General features: G+C 62.4%; 18 protein-coding genes and 1 riboswitch. Of the genes, 7 read left to right on the forward strand and 11 right to left on the reverse strand.

Going from position 1 to position 17798, the window contains the following annotated elements; all coding sequences use genetic code 11:
- The gene (locus NR164_RS21175; protein ID WP_256823231.1) at positions 1 to 1068 is read right to left on the reverse strand and encodes a putative urea ABC transporter substrate-binding protein; all 1068 of its coding nucleotides are present in this window, start codon (positions 1066 to 1068) and stop codon (positions 1 to 3) included.
- Positions 1069 to 1128: 60 nt separating this feature from the next.
- Positions 1129 to 1230, reverse strand: a riboswitch (guanidine-I (ykkC/yxkD leader).
- Between the two features lie 313 nt (positions 1231 to 1543).
- On the opposite strand from NR164_RS21175, the gene NR164_RS21180 reads away from it, so the two are divergent.
- Both NR164_RS21180 and NR164_RS21185 read left to right on the forward strand, forming a co-directional pair.
- Positions 1544 to 1891, forward strand: a complete 348-nt coding sequence (locus NR164_RS21180) for a hypothetical protein (protein ID WP_079443037.1) — start codon at positions 1544 to 1546, stop codon at positions 1889 to 1891.
- A 154-nt stretch (positions 1892 to 2045) separates the two neighbouring features.
- Positions 2046 to 2480 carry a DUF3757 domain-containing protein gene (locus NR164_RS21185; protein WP_177032279.1) on the forward strand — a complete coding sequence of 145 codons (435 nt, stop codon included), beginning with the start codon at positions 2046 to 2048 and terminating at the stop codon, positions 2478 to 2480.
- Positions 2481 to 2483: 3 nt separating this feature from the next.
- Here the strand turns inward: NR164_RS21185 and NR164_RS21190 are convergent, their stop codons facing one another.
- Positions 2484 to 3596, reverse strand: a complete 1113-nt coding sequence (locus NR164_RS21190) for an enoyl-CoA hydratase/isomerase family protein (protein ID WP_256823232.1) — start codon at positions 3594 to 3596, stop codon at positions 2484 to 2486.
- 136 nt (positions 3597 to 3732) lie between these two features.
- Between NR164_RS21190 and ung the strand changes: the two genes are divergently transcribed.
- Positions 3733 to 4425, forward strand: coding sequence for a uracil-DNA glycosylase (ung, locus tag NR164_RS21195; RefSeq protein ID WP_046384379.1), 693 nt, complete (start codon positions 3733 to 3735; stop codon positions 4423 to 4425).
- A 16-nt stretch (positions 4426 to 4441) separates the two neighbouring features.
- On the opposite strand, the gene NR164_RS21200 is transcribed toward ung, so the two are convergent.
- The 6 genes from NR164_RS21200 to NR164_RS21225 form a co-directional block, all read right to left on the reverse strand.
- The gene (locus NR164_RS21200) at positions 4442 to 5365 is read right to left on the reverse strand and encodes a YncE family protein (protein WP_046384378.1); all 924 of its coding nucleotides are present in this window, start codon (positions 5363 to 5365) and stop codon (positions 4442 to 4444) included.
- Positions 5366 to 5495: 130 nt separating this feature from the next.
- Positions 5496 to 6524: an AbrB family transcriptional regulator gene (locus tag NR164_RS21205; RefSeq protein WP_256823233.1), complete on the reverse strand. Its 1029-nt coding sequence runs from the start codon at positions 6522 to 6524 to the stop codon at positions 5496 to 5498.
- Positions 6517 to 8031 (reverse strand): tripartite tricarboxylate transporter permease, encoded by a 1515-nt coding sequence (locus NR164_RS21210; RefSeq protein WP_017844900.1) that lies wholly within the window; start codon positions 8029 to 8031, stop codon positions 6517 to 6519. The genes NR164_RS21205 and NR164_RS21210 overlap by 8 nt, the downstream gene beginning before the upstream one ends.
- 1 nt (position 8032) lies before the next feature.
- Positions 8033 to 8491, reverse strand: a complete 459-nt coding sequence (locus tag NR164_RS21215) for a tripartite tricarboxylate transporter TctB family protein (RefSeq protein WP_046384376.1) — start codon at positions 8489 to 8491, stop codon at positions 8033 to 8035.
- A gap of 60 nt (positions 8492 to 8551) precedes the next feature.
- Entirely contained in the window at positions 8552 to 9541 is a 990-nt protein-coding gene (locus NR164_RS21220; protein ID WP_164887021.1) for a tripartite tricarboxylate transporter substrate binding protein, read from the reverse strand.
- Between the two features lie 41 nt (positions 9542 to 9582).
- A complete protein-coding gene (locus NR164_RS21225) occupies positions 9583 to 10875 on the reverse strand; it encodes an OprD family porin (RefSeq protein WP_046384374.1) in 1293 nt (430 codons plus the stop codon).
- Positions 10876 to 11109: 234 nt separating this feature from the next.
- Between NR164_RS21225 and NR164_RS21230 the strand changes: the two genes are divergently transcribed.
- Positions 11110 to 11781 carry a response regulator gene (locus NR164_RS21230; RefSeq protein ID WP_017844905.1) on the forward strand — a complete coding sequence of 224 codons (672 nt, stop codon included), beginning with the start codon at positions 11110 to 11112 and terminating at the stop codon, positions 11779 to 11781.
- Complete coding sequence (locus NR164_RS21235; protein ID WP_017844906.1) at positions 11774 to 13159, forward strand: sensor histidine kinase; 1386 nt, start codon at positions 11774 to 11776, stop codon at positions 13157 to 13159. The genes NR164_RS21230 and NR164_RS21235 overlap by 8 nt, the downstream gene beginning before the upstream one ends.
- Here the strand turns inward: NR164_RS21235 and NR164_RS21240 are convergent, their stop codons facing one another.
- On the reverse strand, positions 13160 to 13981 hold the full coding sequence (locus NR164_RS21240; RefSeq protein WP_017844907.1) for an HDOD domain-containing protein: 822 nt from the start codon (positions 13979 to 13981) through the stop codon (positions 13160 to 13162). It lies immediately after the preceding gene.
- Between the two features lie 36 nt (positions 13982 to 14017).
- Positions 14018 to 14959, reverse strand: a complete 942-nt coding sequence (locus tag NR164_RS21245) for a folate-binding protein YgfZ (RefSeq protein WP_256823234.1) — start codon at positions 14957 to 14959, stop codon at positions 14018 to 14020.
- 139 nt (positions 14960 to 15098) lie between these two features.
- Here NR164_RS21245 and NR164_RS21250 point away from each other — a divergent pair, with 139 nt between their 5' ends.
- Positions 15099 to 15353 (forward strand): succinate dehydrogenase assembly factor 2, encoded by a 255-nt coding sequence (locus NR164_RS21250; RefSeq protein WP_017844908.1) that lies wholly within the window; start codon positions 15099 to 15101, stop codon positions 15351 to 15353.
- Positions 15337 to 15786: a protein YgfX gene (locus NR164_RS21255; RefSeq protein WP_017844909.1), complete on the forward strand. Its 450-nt coding sequence runs from the start codon at positions 15337 to 15339 to the stop codon at positions 15784 to 15786. Before NR164_RS21250 ends, NR164_RS21255 begins: the two co-directional genes overlap by 17 nt.
- On the opposite strand, the gene nadB is transcribed toward NR164_RS21255, so the two are convergent.
- Entirely contained in the window at positions 15755 to 17371 is a 1617-nt protein-coding gene (gene nadB / locus NR164_RS21260; RefSeq protein ID WP_017844910.1) for an L-aspartate oxidase, read from the reverse strand. The genes NR164_RS21255 and nadB overlap by 32 nt on opposite strands.
- Positions 17372 to 17798: the final 427 nt, after the last annotated feature.

Below are 17798 nucleotides of genomic sequence, written 5' to 3' on the forward strand. Positions count from 1 at the left end.
TTACAACGTGCCGTCGGCGGCCATCTGCACGTAGCGGGGGTCGAACTGCAGCTTGAGGTTGGCCTTGTCGCCGCTGGTCACGCCATTGGCGAAGCTCATGCCCACGGCGCTGGTGTCCTTGGCCCCTTCGCCGAGCAGGCCGTGTTCAAACGAGAACTCGGCGACCTTGCGCATGGTCGCTGGCAACTGCGTGCTGGTGGCGAAGGCCAGGGCTTCCTTGGGCGTGGCGAACAACTTGGTGGTGTCCAGTTGCGACTGGAACCCCTTGAGGTCGGTGCCCGAGGCCTTGGCCATGTGTTCCAGGGCTTCGCTGCTGGCGGCGCCTTTGGCGTTCATCAGGGCGACCACTTCGAACCAGGCGCCGGTGAGGGCTTTGCCCAGGGCCGGGTTGTCTTTGAGGGTCTGGGTGTTGACCACCATCATGTCCATGATTTCGCCGGGCACTTTGCTGGAGTCGAACACCTGGGTGACGCCGGGTTTGGCGTTGATCGCAGAGAGCATCGGGTTCCAGGTCGTCACCGCTTGCACCTGGTCGGTGTTGAAGGCAGCGGCGATGTCGGCGTCGGAGGTGTTGACCACTTTCAGGTCTTTTTCGGTGAGGTCGGCCGACTCCAGCGCGCGGGCCAGCAGGTAGTGCGACACCGACAGTTCCACCAGGTTGACGTTCATGCCCTTGAGGTCGGCGACGGTCTTGCCGCTGCCTTTGATCACCACGCCATCGTTGCCGTTGGAGAAGTCGCTGACCACCAGCGCGGTGCTGTCGACGCCACCGGCGGCGGGGATGGTCAGGGCGTCCATGTTGGTCATGGTGCAGCCGTCGAACTGGCCGGCGGTGTACTGGTTGATGGACTCGACGTAGTCATTGAGTTGCACCACGTCGATGGTGATGCCGTACTTCTTGGCCCACTTGTCGAGGATGCCTTGGCTGCCGGCGTACTCCCACGGCATCCAGCCGGCATAGATCGTCCAGCACACGCTGAAGTGGTCTTTGACGGCGGCCTGGGTCTGGACGCTCAGCACAGCAGCAAAGGCGGCGGCGAGCAGGGCGGGTAAACGGATTGAGGGCATGGGGCTTCTCCAGTTGATCGAGGGCGAGCAGGAGCAACGCGGCACCGTGAACGGTGGCTTGTCTCCCGGGCTTTTATCCCGCCGTGTAACCTCAACTGGAGGTCGCCGACTCTCGGACCAGCCACTCGCGTTTCGCGAGCCGGAACCCTAGTCAGCCATTGCAAATTGTGGTGCCGCGAACCTGTGATGAATCCTGCACGCAAGAGGCTAAGCGAGAGTCATGCCAAGTAGGGCGCGGGCGTGTAGGTCGCGGGTTTGCGCGCAACGCCCGACGCTCGAGTGCGTGCGGCTGCGTTGCACTGGTGCGCCGTCGCACTGCAATGAGGCATTCGGTTCGTCCGAAACAGATGTTTCAGTCTGTGTCGAAATCGCACCAGTTTCGCTTTTTGATGTCAGATATTTCGTCATTCAGCAAAAGTTGAATGCCGCCCCCCAGCGTCGCTGGCGGTGCTCTTTCGCGGTCCAGGAGGCCGCCATGTATCGACGACTGCTTCTTATCGCTGTGCTCGGTCTGTCCCTTTCTGCGTGCGTGCCCTATTACGATGGAGGCCCAGGTTATTACCGTTCCGAGGTCTATACCGCGCCCGCGCCGGTGTATTACTACGGCGGCGGCCCGGCGTATCAATATCGGCGTGACTATTACCCGGCGCCGCGTTACTACGCGCCGGCGCCGCGTTATTACCAGCCGGTGCCACGTTATTACCAGCCGGCGCCCCGCATGGGTTACCGGGCTTATCCAAACCAGGGTTGGGGGGATCGCTGGGGCAATGGCGGGCACGGTCGCGGTGGCGATCGTGGCGCTGGTCGCGGCGGTCATCGTTGACCGCTCTTGAAGGCAAGCGGCGCAGGCAGCGCCGCTTTTTCGTAGCATTTAGCAGTACTGTCAGATTTAACAGCTATCGTTTGGGTTTCTAGTGCATTCAACTGGGAGCGGCCGTTGCGCCTCTTTGACCGCCCAGTGAGCGAAGGAACCCCCGATGATCAGACAGTTGATGTGCGTTTTACTCCTCATGGTCGGCGGCGTTGCACACGTGCAAGCGAACCAAGGCTGCCCTTATCCCTCGGCAATCAAGTATGTCGATGGCTACTTCCAGGCGACGGTAGGAACACTCGTCTGGCAAAGCCCGAAGATCGGCTATCGGGACTTTGTCGACCAATTCATTGGCGCCATTTTTACCCCGGGCAAGGCACAGGATCGGGAAAACGGCTATGTAGACAAGTGCAGCTACCTGACCGGTGACGGTCAGAGAGTGGACTTGCGGTACGGCAAATCGGCAGAGGTGGAGACGATGTCGCTGACCGGTACTTTGCATTGGCACCTTGCCAGCGACCCCTTCGGCCTGCCGGTGTATATCTGCCAGGACAGTCAGCCGGACAATTGCGCATTCACGGTTAAAAAGCCAAAAAACTGACTGTCAAAAGTAGGAAAAATCCGCGAGCGGATGGCGGCCTTCCCAGGCTTTGTTGAAATGCGCCTGCACCACGGCCTGCGGAATGGCATTGATATCCGGCCAATGCCAATGAGGCTGCTGGTCTTTGTCGATCAACCGCGCGCGGACCCCTTCGCTGAATTCCGGGTGGCGGCAGCAATTGAGGCTCAAGGTGTATTCCATCTGGAACACCTCGGCCAGCGACAGGTGGCGGGCGCGCTGGAGCTGTTCCCACACCAGGTGCGCGGTCAGCGGGCAGCCTTCGCTGAGGGTCTTGCCGGCGCGGCTGAGCAACGGGTCGGCGTGCTCGCGCAACGGGCTCAAGGCCCGCCAGGCACTGCGCACGTCACTGACATCCAGCCACTCATCGATCTGCGCCCGGCGTGGTAGCCATTGCGCTTCGGGTTGCTGGTCGATGGCTTCCTGGGCCAAGGCCTTGAGCAGGCTGTTGAGCTGCATCGCGGTCTGTTCCTGCCAGTTCAGTTGCAACAGGCCTTCGAGCAGTTCGTCTTGTTGGTCGTCGCGCATGAAGCGGTCGGCCAGGCCCAAATCGAGCGCGTCGCGGCCGTTGATGTGCGCGCCGGTCAGGCCAAGGAACAACCCCAGTTTGCCCGGCATGCGTGACAGGAACCAACTGGCGCCCACATCCGGATACAGGCCGATACTGATCTCGGGCATGGCCAAGCGGCTGCTGGGGGTGACGATACGCACCGAGGCGCTTTGCAGCAGGCCCATGCCGCCGCCCAGCACATAGCCGTGGCCCCAGCAGATCAACGGTTTGGGGTAGGTGTGCAGGCGATAGTCGAGGCGATATTCCGCGGCAAAAAACTGCGCGGCCAGCTCCGGCACGACGCCGGGTTGTTCACGGCAGGCCATGGCCAGGCTGCGCACTTCGCCGCCGGCGCAAAATGCCTTGGGGCCCTTGCCGCGCAACAGCACGCAGACGATGTTCGGGTCTTTGACCCAGGCGTCCAGGCGATCGCCCAGGGCCAGGATCATCGGCAGGGAGAGGGCGTTGAGGGCCTTTTCGGCGTCCAGGCTGGCGATGCCGATGCGCGCGCCGCCGCTGCCGGTCAGCTCTTCGAAGTGCAGGTTCATCGTGACCTCAATCGGGAAGGTGAAGGTTGAGTATGATCCCTTCATGGGAAAGTGCCGGTTGTGTGTCAGATCAATTGACAAGCGGGGTCGGCTTTCCTAGGGTTCGCCTCATTCTTTTTTACAAGACCAGTCAATCATGAGCGAAGGCGACCGTATCAAACTCGAACCCAGCTGGAAACACGCCCTGCGCGATGAGTTCGAGCAGCCCTACATGGCCCAGTTGCGTGAGTTCCTGCGCCAGGAACACGCGGCCGGCAAGGAGATCTACCCGCCTGGCCCGCTGATCTTCAACGCGCTCAATTCCACGCCGCTGGACAAGGTCAAGGTGGTGATCCTCGGCCAGGACCCCTACCACGGCCCCGGCCAGGCCCACGGTCTGTGTTTCTCGGTGCAACCGGGCGTGCCGGCGCCGCCGTCGCTGGTCAATATCTATAAAGAGCTCAAGCGCGACCTGAATATCGACATCCCCAACCACGGTTGCCTGCAAAGCTGGGCCGACCAGGGCGTATTGCTGCTCAATACCACCATGACCGTGGAACGCGCCAACGCCAACGCCCATGCGGGCAAGGGCTGGCAGTTTTTTACCGATCGGATCATCGAAGTCGTCAGCGAGCACCAGCCGCACCTGGTGTTCCTGCTGTGGGGCGCGCATGCGCAGAGCAAGCAGAAGCTGATCGATGCGACCAAGCATCTGGTGCTGACGTCGGTCCACCCGTCGCCGTTGTCGGCGTATCGCGGCTTTCTGGGCTGCGGGCATTTCAGCCGCACCAACAAGTTTCTTGAGCAGAATGGCGAGACGCCGATTGAGTGGCGGTTGCCGGCGCTATAAGCCCGACTGCGTCGTCTCACAACCTGACTTGCGACACCGTGGCGTTGCCAATATTCGCCACGTATGCGGTCCTACCGTTGGGCGCCACGACGATCCCGCGCGGTTTGTTGAAGCCTTGGATCGAGCCGGTTATCGCCTGAGTACGGGTATTGAGGACACTCACCCGGTCGCCGTCGGTTTCCGTGACGTAGGCGAATTCGAGCATCGTGTGAAACGCCACCTGATAGGGGCTCAGCAAACCGCCCAGTACGGTGCTGGCCTGTGTGGTGGAAGTGTCGCCGATATACAGTTCACCACGGTCACGGTAGGTGATGTAGACGCGTGCGTTGAAGCGAGCGTGGGCAATGGTGGTGGGTTCGCCGGCAACGGTAGGGGTTTGGGTAACGATTCTGTTGGTGCCCAGGTTGATGCTGGTCCATCCATCGAAATCCGAGGCAACGTGCGAGCGAGCGTTGCCGGGTGCTATTGCAATTTCCCGGGGCAAGCCCACTGCGGTGGCGGCAATGCGCTGATGGTTGGCGGTATTGATCACCACCACCTCCGAAGCGCCATGGTCAGCCACATACAGGCGCACACCAGTAGAGTTCAGCGCCATGCCATTGACGGTTGTGAACCCCTTGATGTGATCAATGACGGTATCGGTCGATGTGTCGATCACCCTGATCGGCGTATCGCCTGCCTGGCTATTATCGCTGACATAGAGGCGTTGCTCGGCGGGATGCATGGCGAGCCAAATCGGCGAGCCCACATCGATAATCGTGGTCAGAACGCTGAAGCTCGCCGTGTCGATGACCGTAATACCCTGGGGGAGGGTAGCGCTGGCAACATACAGGCGCGTGCCGTCTGTGTTGAGCACAAGCCGATTGGGGGAGCCCTGCACAGCCACCGTGTTGATGATGGCTGCGGGCTCGTCGATGATTAAAGGGGGAGGTGGCACCATGATCACAATCCTCAGGGGCGCTCTTGCGCACCATTGATTGAAGGCTTGGACGTGTGAATGCCGCTAGCTGTAAAGGTTGACAGTTCGGATGAGCGGTAGTGATCTATGAAGGGTTCCTTCTTGAAGGTAATCAGGTTTGGCGGTTCCAATGCCTGAACAGCGGCTCCGCCAGAAACAACACGAACAACAAGCGCATCACCTGCATTGCCGTCACCAACGGCACCGACAGTTGCAGGGTTTCCGCGGTCAAGCTCATCTCGGCAATACCGCCTGGCATCATGCCCAGGGTCAATGAGCGCAGGTCCAGTTGGGTCATCGTACTCAAGCCCACGGCGGCCAGCGTCGCCAGCAGCATGGTCAAGGCGGTGCCGATCAAGGTGCGCGCCATGAACGACGGCGCACTGCGGAAGAACTGACGATTGAAGTGGCAGCCCAACCCGCTGCCGATCAGCCACTGACCGATCTGGCTGCCGCCGTCGGGCAGGCCGATGTGCAGGTCCCACGCCACACTGGCGGTGGCACTGACCAACAGGGGCCCGAACAGCCACGGGTTCGGCTGACGCAAGCGCTGCCAGCCCCAGGCCACCAGCGCACCGGCGGGAAACAGCAGCGCCAGCCAGGCCCAGCTCACCGGGGCGGGATGAAACTGCGGCGCGCCACCGTCCAGCACGTACTTGAAGATCGCCGGTACGCACAGCACCACCACCAACACCCGCAGGCTTTGCCCCGCCGCGACCCGGCTGAGCACCGCGCCATTGCGTGCGCCGAGGTTGACCATCTCGCCGGAACCGCCTGGCATGCTGGCGAAAAACGCGGTGGCGCGGTCTTCGCCGCTGCGGCGCATCAACCACACGCCGACCACGCTCGACAGGCTGGTGACCAGCGCGCCGAAGAAGATCAAACCGAAGTGGCTCATCACCTGTTCGATCACTAGCGGAGTGAAGTGCAGGCCGATGCCGATGCCCACCACCCATTGGCCGCCTTTGCGCCCGCCGGGAATCTCCGCCAACTGCCACGGCGTGAGGCAACGCACGAGGATGATCGCCAGTAGCGAACCGACCATATACGGCAACGGCCAGCCGATCTGGCTGGCCAGGTAACCGCCGGCCAGGCCGACCAGCGGTGTTCCCCACCAGTGTTTAAAGCTGGCCTCAGACATCGGCCACGGCACGACGCTGCAACGCACGTTTGCGGTAGATGCGCGCCAGCGGTAACAGCAGCATCACGGCGGTCAATACCCAGACACCGAAGGTGATCGGGCTGGACCACAGGATCTCCAGCGCACCGTTGGAGATCGACAGCGCGCGGCGCAGGTTCTGCTCCATCAGGCCGCCGAGGATAAAGCCCAGCAACACCGGCGACAGCGGGAAGTCGAGCTTGCGCAGGATGTAGCCGAAGATGCCGATACCGATCATCAGGAACAGATCGAACGTGGTGGCGTGAACCGCGTACACGCCGATCGCGGTAATGATCGCGATCACCGGCACCAGCGCCCAGTTCGGCACGGCGAGGATGCGCGTGAAGATGCGGATCATCGGGATGTTGAGGATCACCAGCATGATGTTGGCGATGAACAACGAGGCGATCAGGCCCCAGACGATATCCGGTTGCTGTTGGAACAACAGCGGGCCCGGCGTGATGTTGTACAGCGACAGGGCGCCGATCATCACCGCGGTGGTGCCCGAACCCGGCACGCCCAGGGTCAGCATCGGCACCAGCGCACCGCAGGCGGAGGCGCCGATGGCGGTTTCCGGAGCCGCCAGACCGCGCATGTCACCCTGCCCGAATTTACCGCTGGCCCCGGCCAGGCGTTTCTCGGTCATGTAGGCCACGGCTGACGCCAACGTCGCGCCAGCGCCGGGCAATACGCCCATGATGAAACCGAGCAGGCCGCACCGGATGTTCACCGCAAATACCGACGAGGCTTCCTTCAGGTTAAACATCATCCGCCCGGTGGCTTTCACCGCTTCCTGGCCACGGTGGGTTTTTTCCAGCAGCAACAGGATCTCGCTGATGGAGAACAGGCCCAGCACCAACACCACGAACTGGATGCCGTCGGTCAGGTGGATGTTATCGCCAGTAAAGCGGTACACGCCGCTGTTGGCGTCGATGCCCACCGCCGACAGGAACAGGCCGATCAGCGCCGCGACAAAGGTCTTCAGCGGTTTATCGCCGGCCATGCCGCCGAGGCAGACAATCGCGAACACCATCAGTACGAAATATTCCGCCGGGCCGAAGGCAATCGCCCACTTGGCCAGCAGCGGGGCAAACAGCACCATGCCGCAGGTGGCGATAAACGCGCCGATGAACGAACTCCACGCCGACAACGACAAGGCCACACCGGCCAGGCCTTTGCGGGCCATCGGGTAACCGTCGAGGGTGGTCATCACGGTGGAGGCTTCGCCCGGGATGTTCAGCAGGATCGAGCTGATACGCCCACCGTATTCGCAGCCCAGGTACACGGCCGCCAGCAGGATCAACGCCGACTCCGGCGGCAGGCCCAGGGCGAACGCGATGGGGATCAGCAGCGCCACGCCGTTGATCGGGCCCAGGCCCGGCAGCAGGCCGACCACGGTGCCGATCAAGGTGCCGCACAGCGCGGTCACCAGGTTGTAGGGGGACAGTGCCACGCCGAAGCCCTGGCCCAAATAGCCGAAAGTATCCATATCAGTTCTCCAGAACGTCGAGCAGGCCGAGGGGCAGCGGAACATCCATGGCTTTATCGAACAGCAGATAAAGGCCGACGCTCATCAAGGTGATGATCACCGCACCGGGCAACCAGCGGCCGCCATACAGCCGTGCCATCGGAATGCCGATCAACATGCTGCTGAGAATGAAACCGAGGGATTCGAAGGTGGCGGCAAACACGATCAACAGCGCCACGCAGATGCCGATCTTGATCAGGGTGGCGCGGTCCAGCGCGGGTTCTTCCTCAGTGTGTTTGGTCGGCTGCGGGCGAAACAGCATGTAGATCAGCGCCAGGCTCATCAGCCCAAGCATCAGCAGCGGGTAGGCCCGAGGCCCCACGGGTTCGTAGGAAAACGACGCCTGGTAGGGCCAGGCCATCAAGGCCAGGCCCGCGCAGGCCAGCAGCAGCGCGGCGGCGAATATGCGTTGTAAGAGCATGTTGAACTCCTGGGCCACGCCCCTGGTTCAGCAGGGCGTGGCCGTGCGACAGAGGGGCGATTACTGGATCAGGCCGAACTCTTTGGCCAGCACTTTGTAGTCCGCTACCTGCTTCTTCACGTAGGTGTCCAGCTCCGGGCCGGTCATGGCGAACGGGAACAGCTCGCGCTGGTCACGCAGCTTGGCGAAGTCTTCGGAGGCCAGCAGTTTGTCGAAGGCGTCTTTCCACCAGGCGTAGTCGGCATCGCTGACTTTTGGCCCAAGGTAGAAACCGCGCACCACTGGCCAGACGATGTCGTAGCCTTGCTCTCTGGCGGTCGGAATATCCTTCATTTCCGGCTCGTCCAGGCGCGCTTCGGAGAACACCGCGAGCAAGCGCATGTCTCCACTCTGGATATGGGGCATGGAATCGGAGATGTCGGTACTGCCCACCTGGATGTGGTTGCCCATCAGCGCGGTGACAATTTCACCGCCACCTTCCAGCGCCACATAGCGCAGGTCGCGCGGGTTGATCCCGGCGGCCTTGGCGATCAGCGCGGTTTGCATCCAGTCCTGGCTACCTACGGTGCCGCCGGAACCGATGACCACTTTGCTCGGATCTTTCTTCAGCGCCTGCACCAGGTCGTCGAGATTTTTGTAAGGCGAATCGCTTTTCACCGCGATGGCGCCGTAGCTGGTGCCGACCGCCGCCAGCCAACGCACGGCGCTTTCATCGAAGCGCCCGAACTTGCCCTGGGCCAGGTTCAACAGCGAGCCGCTGGACCAGGCCACCAGGGTGCCGCCGTCTGCAGGGCGCTGTGCGACCACGGCGTTGTAGGCCACTGCGCCCACGCCGCCGGGCATGTAGGTCACGCGCATCGGCTTGCTCAGCAGCTTCTGGTTGACCAGCGCGCTTTGCGCCAGTTTGCAGGTCAGGTCAAAACCACCGCCAGGGGAGGCCGGGGCGATGCATTCCGGGCGCTTGGGTTCGTCGGCGGCCAGCAGTTGGCCGGCGAACAGCATGCAGCCGGCGGCGAGGGCGAATTTACGCAATGAAAGGGTCATGGTTATCTCCATCGTTGTTGTTATGAGTGGCTATTACCAGGCACTGCTTACCAGAGCGCGACGCTGTAACTGACCAGCAGGCGTACTTCATCCGCATCACGCGCTGAATAGTTGGAACGATACGTCGCATTGCGCAGGCGCACGGCGACATCCTTGAACGTGCCGCTTTGCACCACGTACTTGATCTCGCTGTTGCGTTCCCACTCCTTGCCGGTCTCGCCGTTCTTGAGCTTGATATGGTCACCCGACAGGTAACGGCTCATGAAACTCAGGCCGGGAATCCCCAGCTTGGCGAAGTCATAGTCGTAGCGTGCCTGCCAGGAGCGTTCCTCAGCGCCGGCAAAGTCGTTGATCTGCACGAAGTTGACCAGGTACGGGTCGCTGCCATCCACATACGGAAACGCGCTGTCGCCGGACATGTGCTGGTAGCCGGCGCTGAGCTTATGGCCATTGAGGGCATAGCTGAACAGGCCGTTGAGGGAGGTGTTGTCGATCTTGCCGCCGCGGGCGGCGCCGGTGTCGTCGCTGATCGCCAGGCGCAGATCGGTGGCGAAGGTGCCAGGGCCCATCGGGCGCGCAGCCACCAGGCCGAGGAAGTGCTGGCGGTACACGTCGTCGAGTTGGGCGAAGTGATAGCTGCCGGTGATCTTGTCGGCGAACTTGTAGTCCACGCCGCCGAAATTGAAGTGCTTGCCGGTGGCGCCGCTGAGGAAACGGCTGTTCTTGTTGTTGAGGGCGATGTCCTCGTAGTTGGTGTCGTCGCGGTCCTTGGCCTTGTCGAGACGGCCACCGGTGAACACCAGGTTCTTGAACTCTTTCGAGGTGATCAGGCCACCGTTGAAGGTTTGCGGCAGGATGCGGCCGTCGTTGGGCTTGAGGATCGGCAGTTCGGGGATCAGCGCGCCGACTTTCAGTTCGGTGGCGGAGATCTTCACTTTGCCGGTCAGGCCCAGCTTGGAATACTCGTTGGCGGCGCGGCCATCGTCGTGGGTGGGCAGCAGGCCGGTGCCGGTGCGGTCGGGGCTGGAGTCGAGCTTGACGCCGAGCATGCCCAGCGCATCCACGCCAAAGCCGACGGTGCCGTCGGTGTAGCCCGATTGCAGGTTGAGCATGAAGCCCTGGGCCCATTCGTCGCGCTTGGATTGCTGGGCGCTGGTGCCGTCGCGAAAGTCGCGGTTGAAGTACATGTTGCGGGTTTCCAGGGTCGCGCTGCTGTCTTCGAAGAAGGCGGCTTGGGCAAGCGGCGAAAAGCCGGCAAGGGTGGCGGCGCTGGCAAGGGCGGTTTGGGTCAGGCGGGAAAAACGCACAGGCGTGCAAGCCTGGGGCTGTGTCGACAGCATCGTTGAGTACTCCGTTATTGTTCTTATTTGACGAAAACGCTTCGAGGCGTTTTTCGGGTGCTACGGATCAGGCAGCTCGGCGGGCATGGCCTACCGTGGCTGGATGCTAAAGGGTGAAGCTTTCACTAACCTTTCAGTTGCCTTTCATTGTTTTCGGGCTTCACAGCCCAGGCGGCGCCTGTAAACTGCCTCGCAGAGCGTGGCGCCGACCACCCCCGAATGAGGTAGAAATCCATGCGTGTCCTCCTGGTTGAAGACCATTTGCAACTGGCCGAAAGTGTCGCCCAGGCGCTCAAGAGCACGGGTCTGACCGTCGATGTGCTGCACGACGGAGTGGCCGCGGACCTGGCCTTGGGCAGTGAGGAATACGCCGCGGCGATCCTCGATGTGGGCTTGCCGCGCATGGACGGTTTCGAGGTGTTGGCGCGCTTGCGGGCGCGTGGGAAAAATCTGCCGGTGCTGATGCTGACGGCGCGCAGTGATGTGAAAGACCGTGTGCATGGCCTGAACCTGGGCGCCGACGATTACCTGGCCAAGCCGTTCGAGCTGACGGAACTGGAGGCGCGGGTCAAGGCGCTGTTGCGGCGCAGCGTGCTCGGCGGCGAGCGCCAGCAGGCCTGCGGCGTGCTGGTCTACGACCTCGACACCCGCCGCTTCACGGTCGGCGGCGAGCTGCTGACCCTCACGTCCCGCGAGCAAGCTGTGCTTGAAGCGCTGATCGCGCGCCCGGGCCGGGTGATGAGCAAGGAGCAACTGGCCGCCCAGGTGTTCGGCCTCGACGAAGAGGCCAGCCCGGATGCGATCGAAATCTACATACACCGCCTGCGCAAGAAACTCGACGGCCAGCCCATCGCCATCGTCACCTTCCGTGGCCTCGGCTACCTGCTGGAAGCGCGCGATGCATAAGCCCAGCAGTCTGCGCTGGCGGCTGCTGTGGAACCTCGCGCTGTTGCTGGTGCTGTTGATGGTCGCCAGCGGCATGAGCGCCTACTGGAACGGCCGCGAAGCCGCCGACACCGCCTATGACCGCACCTTGCTGGCCTCGGCACGCACGATTGCCGCCGGCCTGACCGAGGTCGACGGCAGCTTGAGCGCGAATGTGCCGTATGTGGCCCTGGACACCTTTGCCTACGACAGCGCCGGGCGGATTTATTACCAGGTCAATGACATCGACCAGAAGCTGATTTCCGGTTACGAAAACCTCCCCGGCCCGCCGCCTGGCACGCCGCGCACCGATGATTACCCGGCATTGGCACGGTTTTACAACGCTACGTACCAGGGCCAGGCCGTGCGCGTGGTGAGCCTGCTCAAGGCGGTTTCCGAACCGAACATGAACGGCATGGCGGAAATCCGCGTGGCCGAGACCGATGAAGCCCGCGTCAGCATGGCCCGTAGCCTGATGGCCGATACCTTGCTGCGCCTGGGCATGCTCGCCATCGGCGCGCTATTGCTGGTGTGGTTTGCCGTGAGCGCGGCGTTGCGCCCGCTGGAGCGCTTGCGCACGGCGGTGGAAGAGCGCCAGCCCGACGATCTGCGGCCGTTGCCGCTGGTCGAGGTGCAGCTCGAGTTCGGCCCGCTGGTGCGTTCCATCAACCATTTCACCGAACGCCTGCGGGGCCAGTTCGAGCGCCAGGCACAGTTTATCGCCGATGCGGCCCACGAACTGCGCACGCCGCTGGCCGCGCTCAAGGCGCGCCTGGAACTCGGCCTGCGCGCCGAAGACCCGGCCACCTGGCGCAGCACCCTGGAAACCGCCGCGCAAGGCACCGACCGCCTGACCCATCTGGCCAATCAATTGTTGTCCTTGGCGCGCATCGAAAACGGCGCACGGGCGATTGCCGAAGGCGGGGCGCAATTGCTCGACCTCAGCCAGTTGGCCCGCGAACTGGGCATGGCCATGGCGCCGTTGGCCCATGCGCGTGGGGTCGCGCTGGCGCTGGAAGCCGACGAGCCGGTGTGGCTGCGCGGCGAACCGACGCTGCTCAACGAGCTGTTGAGTAACCTGGTGGATAACGCCCTGGCGCATACGCCGCCTGGCGGCAATGTGATCCTGCGCGTGACGGCACCGGCGGTGCTGGAAGTGGAAGATGATGGCCCGGGCATTCCGCTGGACGAGCGCGACCGCGTGTTCGAACGCTTCTATCGCCGCAGTCAGCAGGGCCTGGGCTCCGGTCTGGGCCTGGCGATTGTCGGCGAAATCTGTCGCGCGCATCTGGCCCAGATCAGTCTGCATGATGGTGAACCGACGGGCTTGAAAGTGCGCGTCAGTTTTGTCGCCGGTTGATCAGTAGAACATCGACCGCGCTTCATCCAGTTCCGCACGCACGCTGTCGCTGTAAAGGTCCAGGCGCAGTTTCTTGACTGCCGGCAGGTTGGTGATCGGTACATCCGCCAGTGGATGCGCGGTGCCGCGATGGCAATACAGCACGGCGACTTGCACCAGGTCGATATAGTCGAGGCTGGCGGAGTCGCGTTCCAGGTCCAGGTATTGGCCCGGCAGCTTGACCAGCATCTCCGGGAAGTCCCAGCCACGCAGGAGTTTGTCGCCGAGCATTGGGTGGCTTTTCTCGATCATATGGTTGAGGCTGACCGGGTCAGAGAGCAACTCGTAATGGTCTTCGGCATAGGTCAGGATCGGCAGCACACCGATCTGGTGCACCAGGCCTCCGAGCGCTGCCTGGTCCGGCTTGAGCTGGCTGTGGCTGCGGCACAGCGCGTAGCTGACGCCCGCCACTTCCAGGCTGCGGCGCCAGACGTCGCGCATTTTCTGTTCGATCACTTCGGAACGGGCGTGGAAGATCTGCTCCATCACCAGGCCGATCGCCAGGTTGCTGCTGTAGTTGGTGCCCAGCCGGGTGATGGCGGTGTGCAGGTCGGTGACTTCCTGCGTCGCCCGCAACAGCGGGCTGTTGACCACTTTGATCAAGCGCGCCGACAGCGCGGTGTCGCGACCGATCACTTTGCTCAAGTGGCTGATGCCGATTTCCGGGTCTTCGGCGGCCTGACGAATGCTCAGGGCCACTTCCGGTAATGTCGGCAGAACCAGGTCATCGTTGTCGATGGCCGCAATCAAAGCCTGTTGGACTTTTTCCGCCAGCTCGTTCATTCATGCTCTCTAAGGTGTTGCAAAGGGGTGCGACGATCAGTGCTGGATCTCTCGATCACGATCCAATTGGTAGGGCAGGTCAAGTAGTTGCAAACCGGGACCTTCGAGGGTGCCTAAATGCACATCACCACTCTCGGCTGCTTCGGCTTGCAGAACCGCCAGAAGTTCCACCATTTGGTCAGCTTTTGCCGCGATCACCACTTCGCCGATCGAGCTGTTGTGGCTGGGAGAAAACAGCGGCGTGCCGGGCTCGGGCAATTCAGCGGCATTCAGGCTCAGGCGGTACAGGCGACGCTTGAGTTTGCCCAGGTATTGCATGCGCGCGACGATTTCCTGGCCGGTGTAGCAGCCTTTCTTGAAACTGACGCCGCCCACGGCCTGCAGGTTGAGCATCTGCGGGATAAACAGCTCGCGGGTCTGCGGCATGACCTGGCCGATACCGGCGCGCACCTGGCCCAGCAGCCAGTCATTCAAGTCAGTCGTTTGCAACTGCGCGGCCAATTGGCTGCGCACAGCTTCGGCTTGCTCGGCGGGCGCCCAGAGTTCGACGCGACCAGGGGATACGCGGATGGCGATCAATTGTTCGCTGCGGACGACGCTGTCGGTCGCGGCCGGCAGCTCCAGGCCCAGGCTCGCCAGGGCCTGATCCGCGTTCGCCAGGCCAAAACGTGCCCAGGCGGCGCTTTCGTCGGTGAGTTTGGATTTGGAGAACACCGCGTATTTCTTCAGGTCGGCCAGTTGCGGTTCCAGCAGCTCGGTGGCCATGGCCAAGAGCACGCCATCACCTTGCAGCAGGATGCGAAAGCTCGACTGCATGCGCCCTTTTTGCGTGCAGCGCGCGCCGAGGCTGGCCTGGGTGTCGCTCAGGTAGTTGAGGTTGCAGGTGAGTTGGCCCTGCAGGAACTTGGCAGCGTCGGCGCCGCGGACGGCGAGAACGCCTTCGTGGGTCAGTGGGCAGAAGAAAGCAGAGTCGGCCATGGGTCATCGCAGGTCAAAAAGTCTAGGTGCATCATAGAGGGGCGCCCGACAAATGGATAGTTTCTGTAGGGGGCGACCAAAGCCGACTGTTCCGCTGCCTTGGGGCCTGTATACTTGCAATCTATTTGAGGAGCGTTCCATGGTCGAAGATGTAGAACTCAATCGCCTCTACTGGCACAGCCGTCGCGGCATGCTTGAGCTGGACGTGTTGCTGGTGCCATTCGTCAGAGAGGTTTACTCGACCCTTAACGAGGCGGATCGCAACTGTTACGTGCGCCTGCTGGAATGCGAAGACCAGGACATGTTCGGCTGGTTCATGGAACGCTCCGAATCGGAAGACCCGGAGCTGCAGCGCATGGTTCGGATGATCCTGGATCGTGTCCAGCCCAAGTAATCCCGCCTTTGAATGCCGCTGGCAGGCCTCGCGGCTGTTGCTGGCGGCCTATCTCCTGGCCCAGTCGTCCGCACTGGGTGCGCTGCTGCTTGTCGATTTGCCTTATTCAAGCCTTGGCCTGTTGCTGTGCCTGGCTCACGCCGCCTGGGTTATCCCGCGCCATATCCGGCTGACTCACCGTTCGTCGATTCGCGGCCTGCGCCGTGACGAAAGCGGGTGGCAGTTGTGGAGCGAAGCGCGCGGCTGGCACCGCGTGCAACTGCGTCCCGACAGCCTGGCGTTGCCGTTGATCGTGGTGCTGCGCTATCGGGTGCAGGGCGAATGGGCGGTGCGGTCGATCTGTGTGCCCAAGGATTCGCAGGCCGCCGATGTACACCGGCGCCTGCGGGTTCGCCTGAAGTTCAGTCGGCGTAGGTGGTTGGCACCAGAATAGTATCGCGGGCCTCGGGCAGCATCTGCGGGTAGTCGAGGGTGTAATGCAGGCCCCGGCTTTCCTTGCGCTCCATGGCCGAGCGGATCATCAGCTCCGCCACTTGGGCCAGGTTGCGCAATTCGATCAGGTCGCGGCTGACTTTGTAGTTGCTGTAGAACTCGTCGATCTCATCCAGCAACAGTCGCACGCGGTGTTGTGCGCGTTGCAGGCGTTTGTTGGTCCGCACGATCCCTACGTAGTCCCACATGAAGCGTCGCAGTTCGTCCCAGTTGTGGGCGATGATCACGTCTTCGTCCGAATCGGTCACCTGGCTCGCGTCCCAGCGGGGCAGGGCGGCCGGGACGGGGATCTGCGGCAGTTGTTCAAGGATGTCCGCCGCCGCCGAACGCGCATAGACAAAACATTCGAGCAGCGAGTTGCTGGCCATGCGGTTGGCGCCGTGCAGGCCGGTGAAGCTGGTTTCGCCGATCGCGTACAGGCCGGGCACGTCGGTGCGCCCGTGTTGGTCGACCATCACGCCGCCGCAGGTGTAGTGCGCGGCCGGCACCACCGGGATCGGGCCTTTGGTGATGTCGATATTGAAGGCCAGGCAGCGCTCGTAGACCGTCGGGAAGTGAGTCTTGATGAACGCTTCAGGCTTGTGGCTGATGTCCAGGTAGACGCAGTCGATGCCCAGGCGCTTCATTTCATGGTCGATGGCGCGGGCGACGATATCGCGCGGGGCCAGTTCGGCGCGCGGGTCGAAGCGTTGCATGAAGCGCTCGCCATTCGGCAGTTTCAGGTGCGCGCCTTCGCCGCGCAGGGCTTCGGTGATCAGGAAGCTCTTGGCCAGCGGGTGATACAGGCAGGTGGGGTGGAACTGGTTGAATTCCAGGTTGGCCACCCGGCAGCCCGAGCGCCAGGCCATGGCGATGCCGTCGCCACAGGCGCCGTCGGGGTTGCTGGTATAGAGGTAGACCTTGGCCGCGCCGCCCGAGGCGAGAATGGTGAAGCGCGCGCCGTAGGTGTCGACTTCGCCGCTGTTGCGGTTGAGTACATAGGCGCCGAGGCAGCGCTCGCCCGACAGGCCCAGGCGTTTCTCGGTGATCAGGTCGACGGCGACCCGTTGCTCAAGCAGTTCGATGTTCGGGCGTTGGCGGGCTTGTTCGAGCAGGGTCCTGAAGATCGCGGCCCCGGTGGCGTCGGCGGCGTGGATGATGCGGCGATGGCTGTGCCCGCCTTCGCGGGTCAGGTGGAACTCGAAGCCGCCGTCATCGCTGCCGGCGTGATCGTCACGGGTAAACGGCACGCCCTGGTCGATCAGCCATTGAATGGCTTCGCGGCTATGTTCGACGGTAAAGCGCACCGCATCTTCGTGGCACAGGCCGCCGCCGGCGTTGAGGGTGTCTTCGACGTGGGACTGCACCGTGTCGGTGTCGTCCAGCACGGCGGCAACACCGCCCTGGGCCCAGAATGTCGAGCCATTGGCCAGGTCGCCTTTGCTCAGCACCGCAATGCGCAGGTGGCTGGGGAGGGTCAGCGCAAGGCTCAGGCCGGCTGCGCCGCTGCCGATCACCAGGACATCGTGTTGAAACTGTTGGCTCATTTGAAGGATTCCGCAAAAAGCGATCCACAGGGGCTGGCGCAAACAGGACGCCTGGATCGGCGAATCAAAGGGTCACACGGGCTACTAGTATATAGAGGGGGGGAGCGGCACAATAGCCGCGCATTCGTGGCAATGTGAAATTACGGTGCACGGCCAAGGTAAATGGACCGGTTATTGAAGTGGGAACTTTTTGCATAAGCCCCGACTCAATAGCAGGTTGCCCGAAAGCTGGGAAAACGTTGAGTTTATTGGCCCGTCGGGAGCATTGGACGCGTCAGGAAACCGGCGACAAGATTATTCGCGCAGCCGGCATTGCCCGCGCTGCGTTTTTCGTGTGTGCCAAATCAGTGCATGCCGGAAACTTGCTTGGAGGGGAGAACTTTTGCGGAAAGTCCGAGTCTATGTTTGCAAGCCTGATCGTTCAGTT

Source organism: Pseudomonas sp. Pse79 (assembly GCF_024519615.1).
GTDB classification, from domain to species: domain Bacteria; phylum Pseudomonadota; class Gammaproteobacteria; order Pseudomonadales; family Pseudomonadaceae; genus Aquipseudomonas; species Aquipseudomonas veronii.

Bases quoted from the DNA above. Each gene is read 5' to 3' on its own strand.
- NR164_RS21210 (WP_017844900.1), bottom strand. From the start codon at position 8,031: ATGGATACTTTCGGCTATTTGGGCCAGGGCTTCGGCGTGGCACTGTCC.
- NR164_RS21245 (WP_256823234.1), bottom strand. From the start codon at position 14,959: ATGGCCGACTCTGCTTTCTTCTGCCCACTGACCCACGAAGGCGTTCTC.
- NR164_RS21175 (WP_256823231.1), bottom strand. From the start codon at position 1,068: ATGCCCTCAATCCGTTTACCCGCCCTGCTCGCCGCCGCCTTTGCTGCT.
- NR164_RS21235 (WP_017844906.1), top strand. From the start codon at position 11,774: ATGCATAAGCCCAGCAGTCTGCGCTGGCGGCTGCTGTGGAACCTCGCG.
- NR164_RS21250 (WP_017844908.1), top strand. From the start codon at position 15,099: ATGGTCGAAGATGTAGAACTCAATCGCCTCTACTGGCACAGCCGTCGC.
- NR164_RS21225 (WP_046384374.1), bottom strand. From the start codon at position 10,875: ATGCTGTCGACACAGCCCCAGGCTTGCACGCCTGTGCGTTTTTCCCGC.
- NR164_RS21180 (WP_079443037.1), top strand. From the start codon at position 1,544: ATGTATCGACGACTGCTTCTTATCGCTGTGCTCGGTCTGTCCCTTTCT.
- NR164_RS21190 (WP_256823232.1), bottom strand. From the start codon at position 3,596: ATGAACCTGCACTTCGAAGAGCTGACCGGCAGCGGCGGCGCGCGCATC.
- NR164_RS21185 (WP_177032279.1), top strand. From the start codon at position 2,046: ATGATCAGACAGTTGATGTGCGTTTTACTCCTCATGGTCGGCGGCGTT.
- NR164_RS21205 (WP_256823233.1), bottom strand. From the start codon at position 6,524: ATGTCTGAGGCCAGCTTTAAACACTGGTGGGGAACACCGCTGGTCGGC.
- NR164_RS21200 (WP_046384378.1), bottom strand. From the start codon at position 5,365: ATGGTGCCACCTCCCCCTTTAATCATCGACGAGCCCGCAGCCATCATC.
- NR164_RS21240 (WP_017844907.1), bottom strand. From the start codon at position 13,981: ATGAACGAGCTGGCGGAAAAAGTCCAACAGGCTTTGATTGCGGCCATC.
- ung (WP_046384379.1), top strand. From the start codon at position 3,733: ATGAGCGAAGGCGACCGTATCAAACTCGAACCCAGCTGGAAACACGCC.
- nadB (WP_017844910.1), bottom strand. From the start codon at position 17,371: ATGAGCCAACAGTTTCAACACGATGTCCTGGTGATCGGCAGCGGCGCA.
- NR164_RS21215 (WP_046384376.1), bottom strand. From the start codon at position 8,491: ATGCTCTTACAACGCATATTCGCCGCCGCGCTGCTGCTGGCCTGCGCG.
- NR164_RS21230 (WP_017844905.1), top strand. From the start codon at position 11,110: ATGCGTGTCCTCCTGGTTGAAGACCATTTGCAACTGGCCGAAAGTGTC.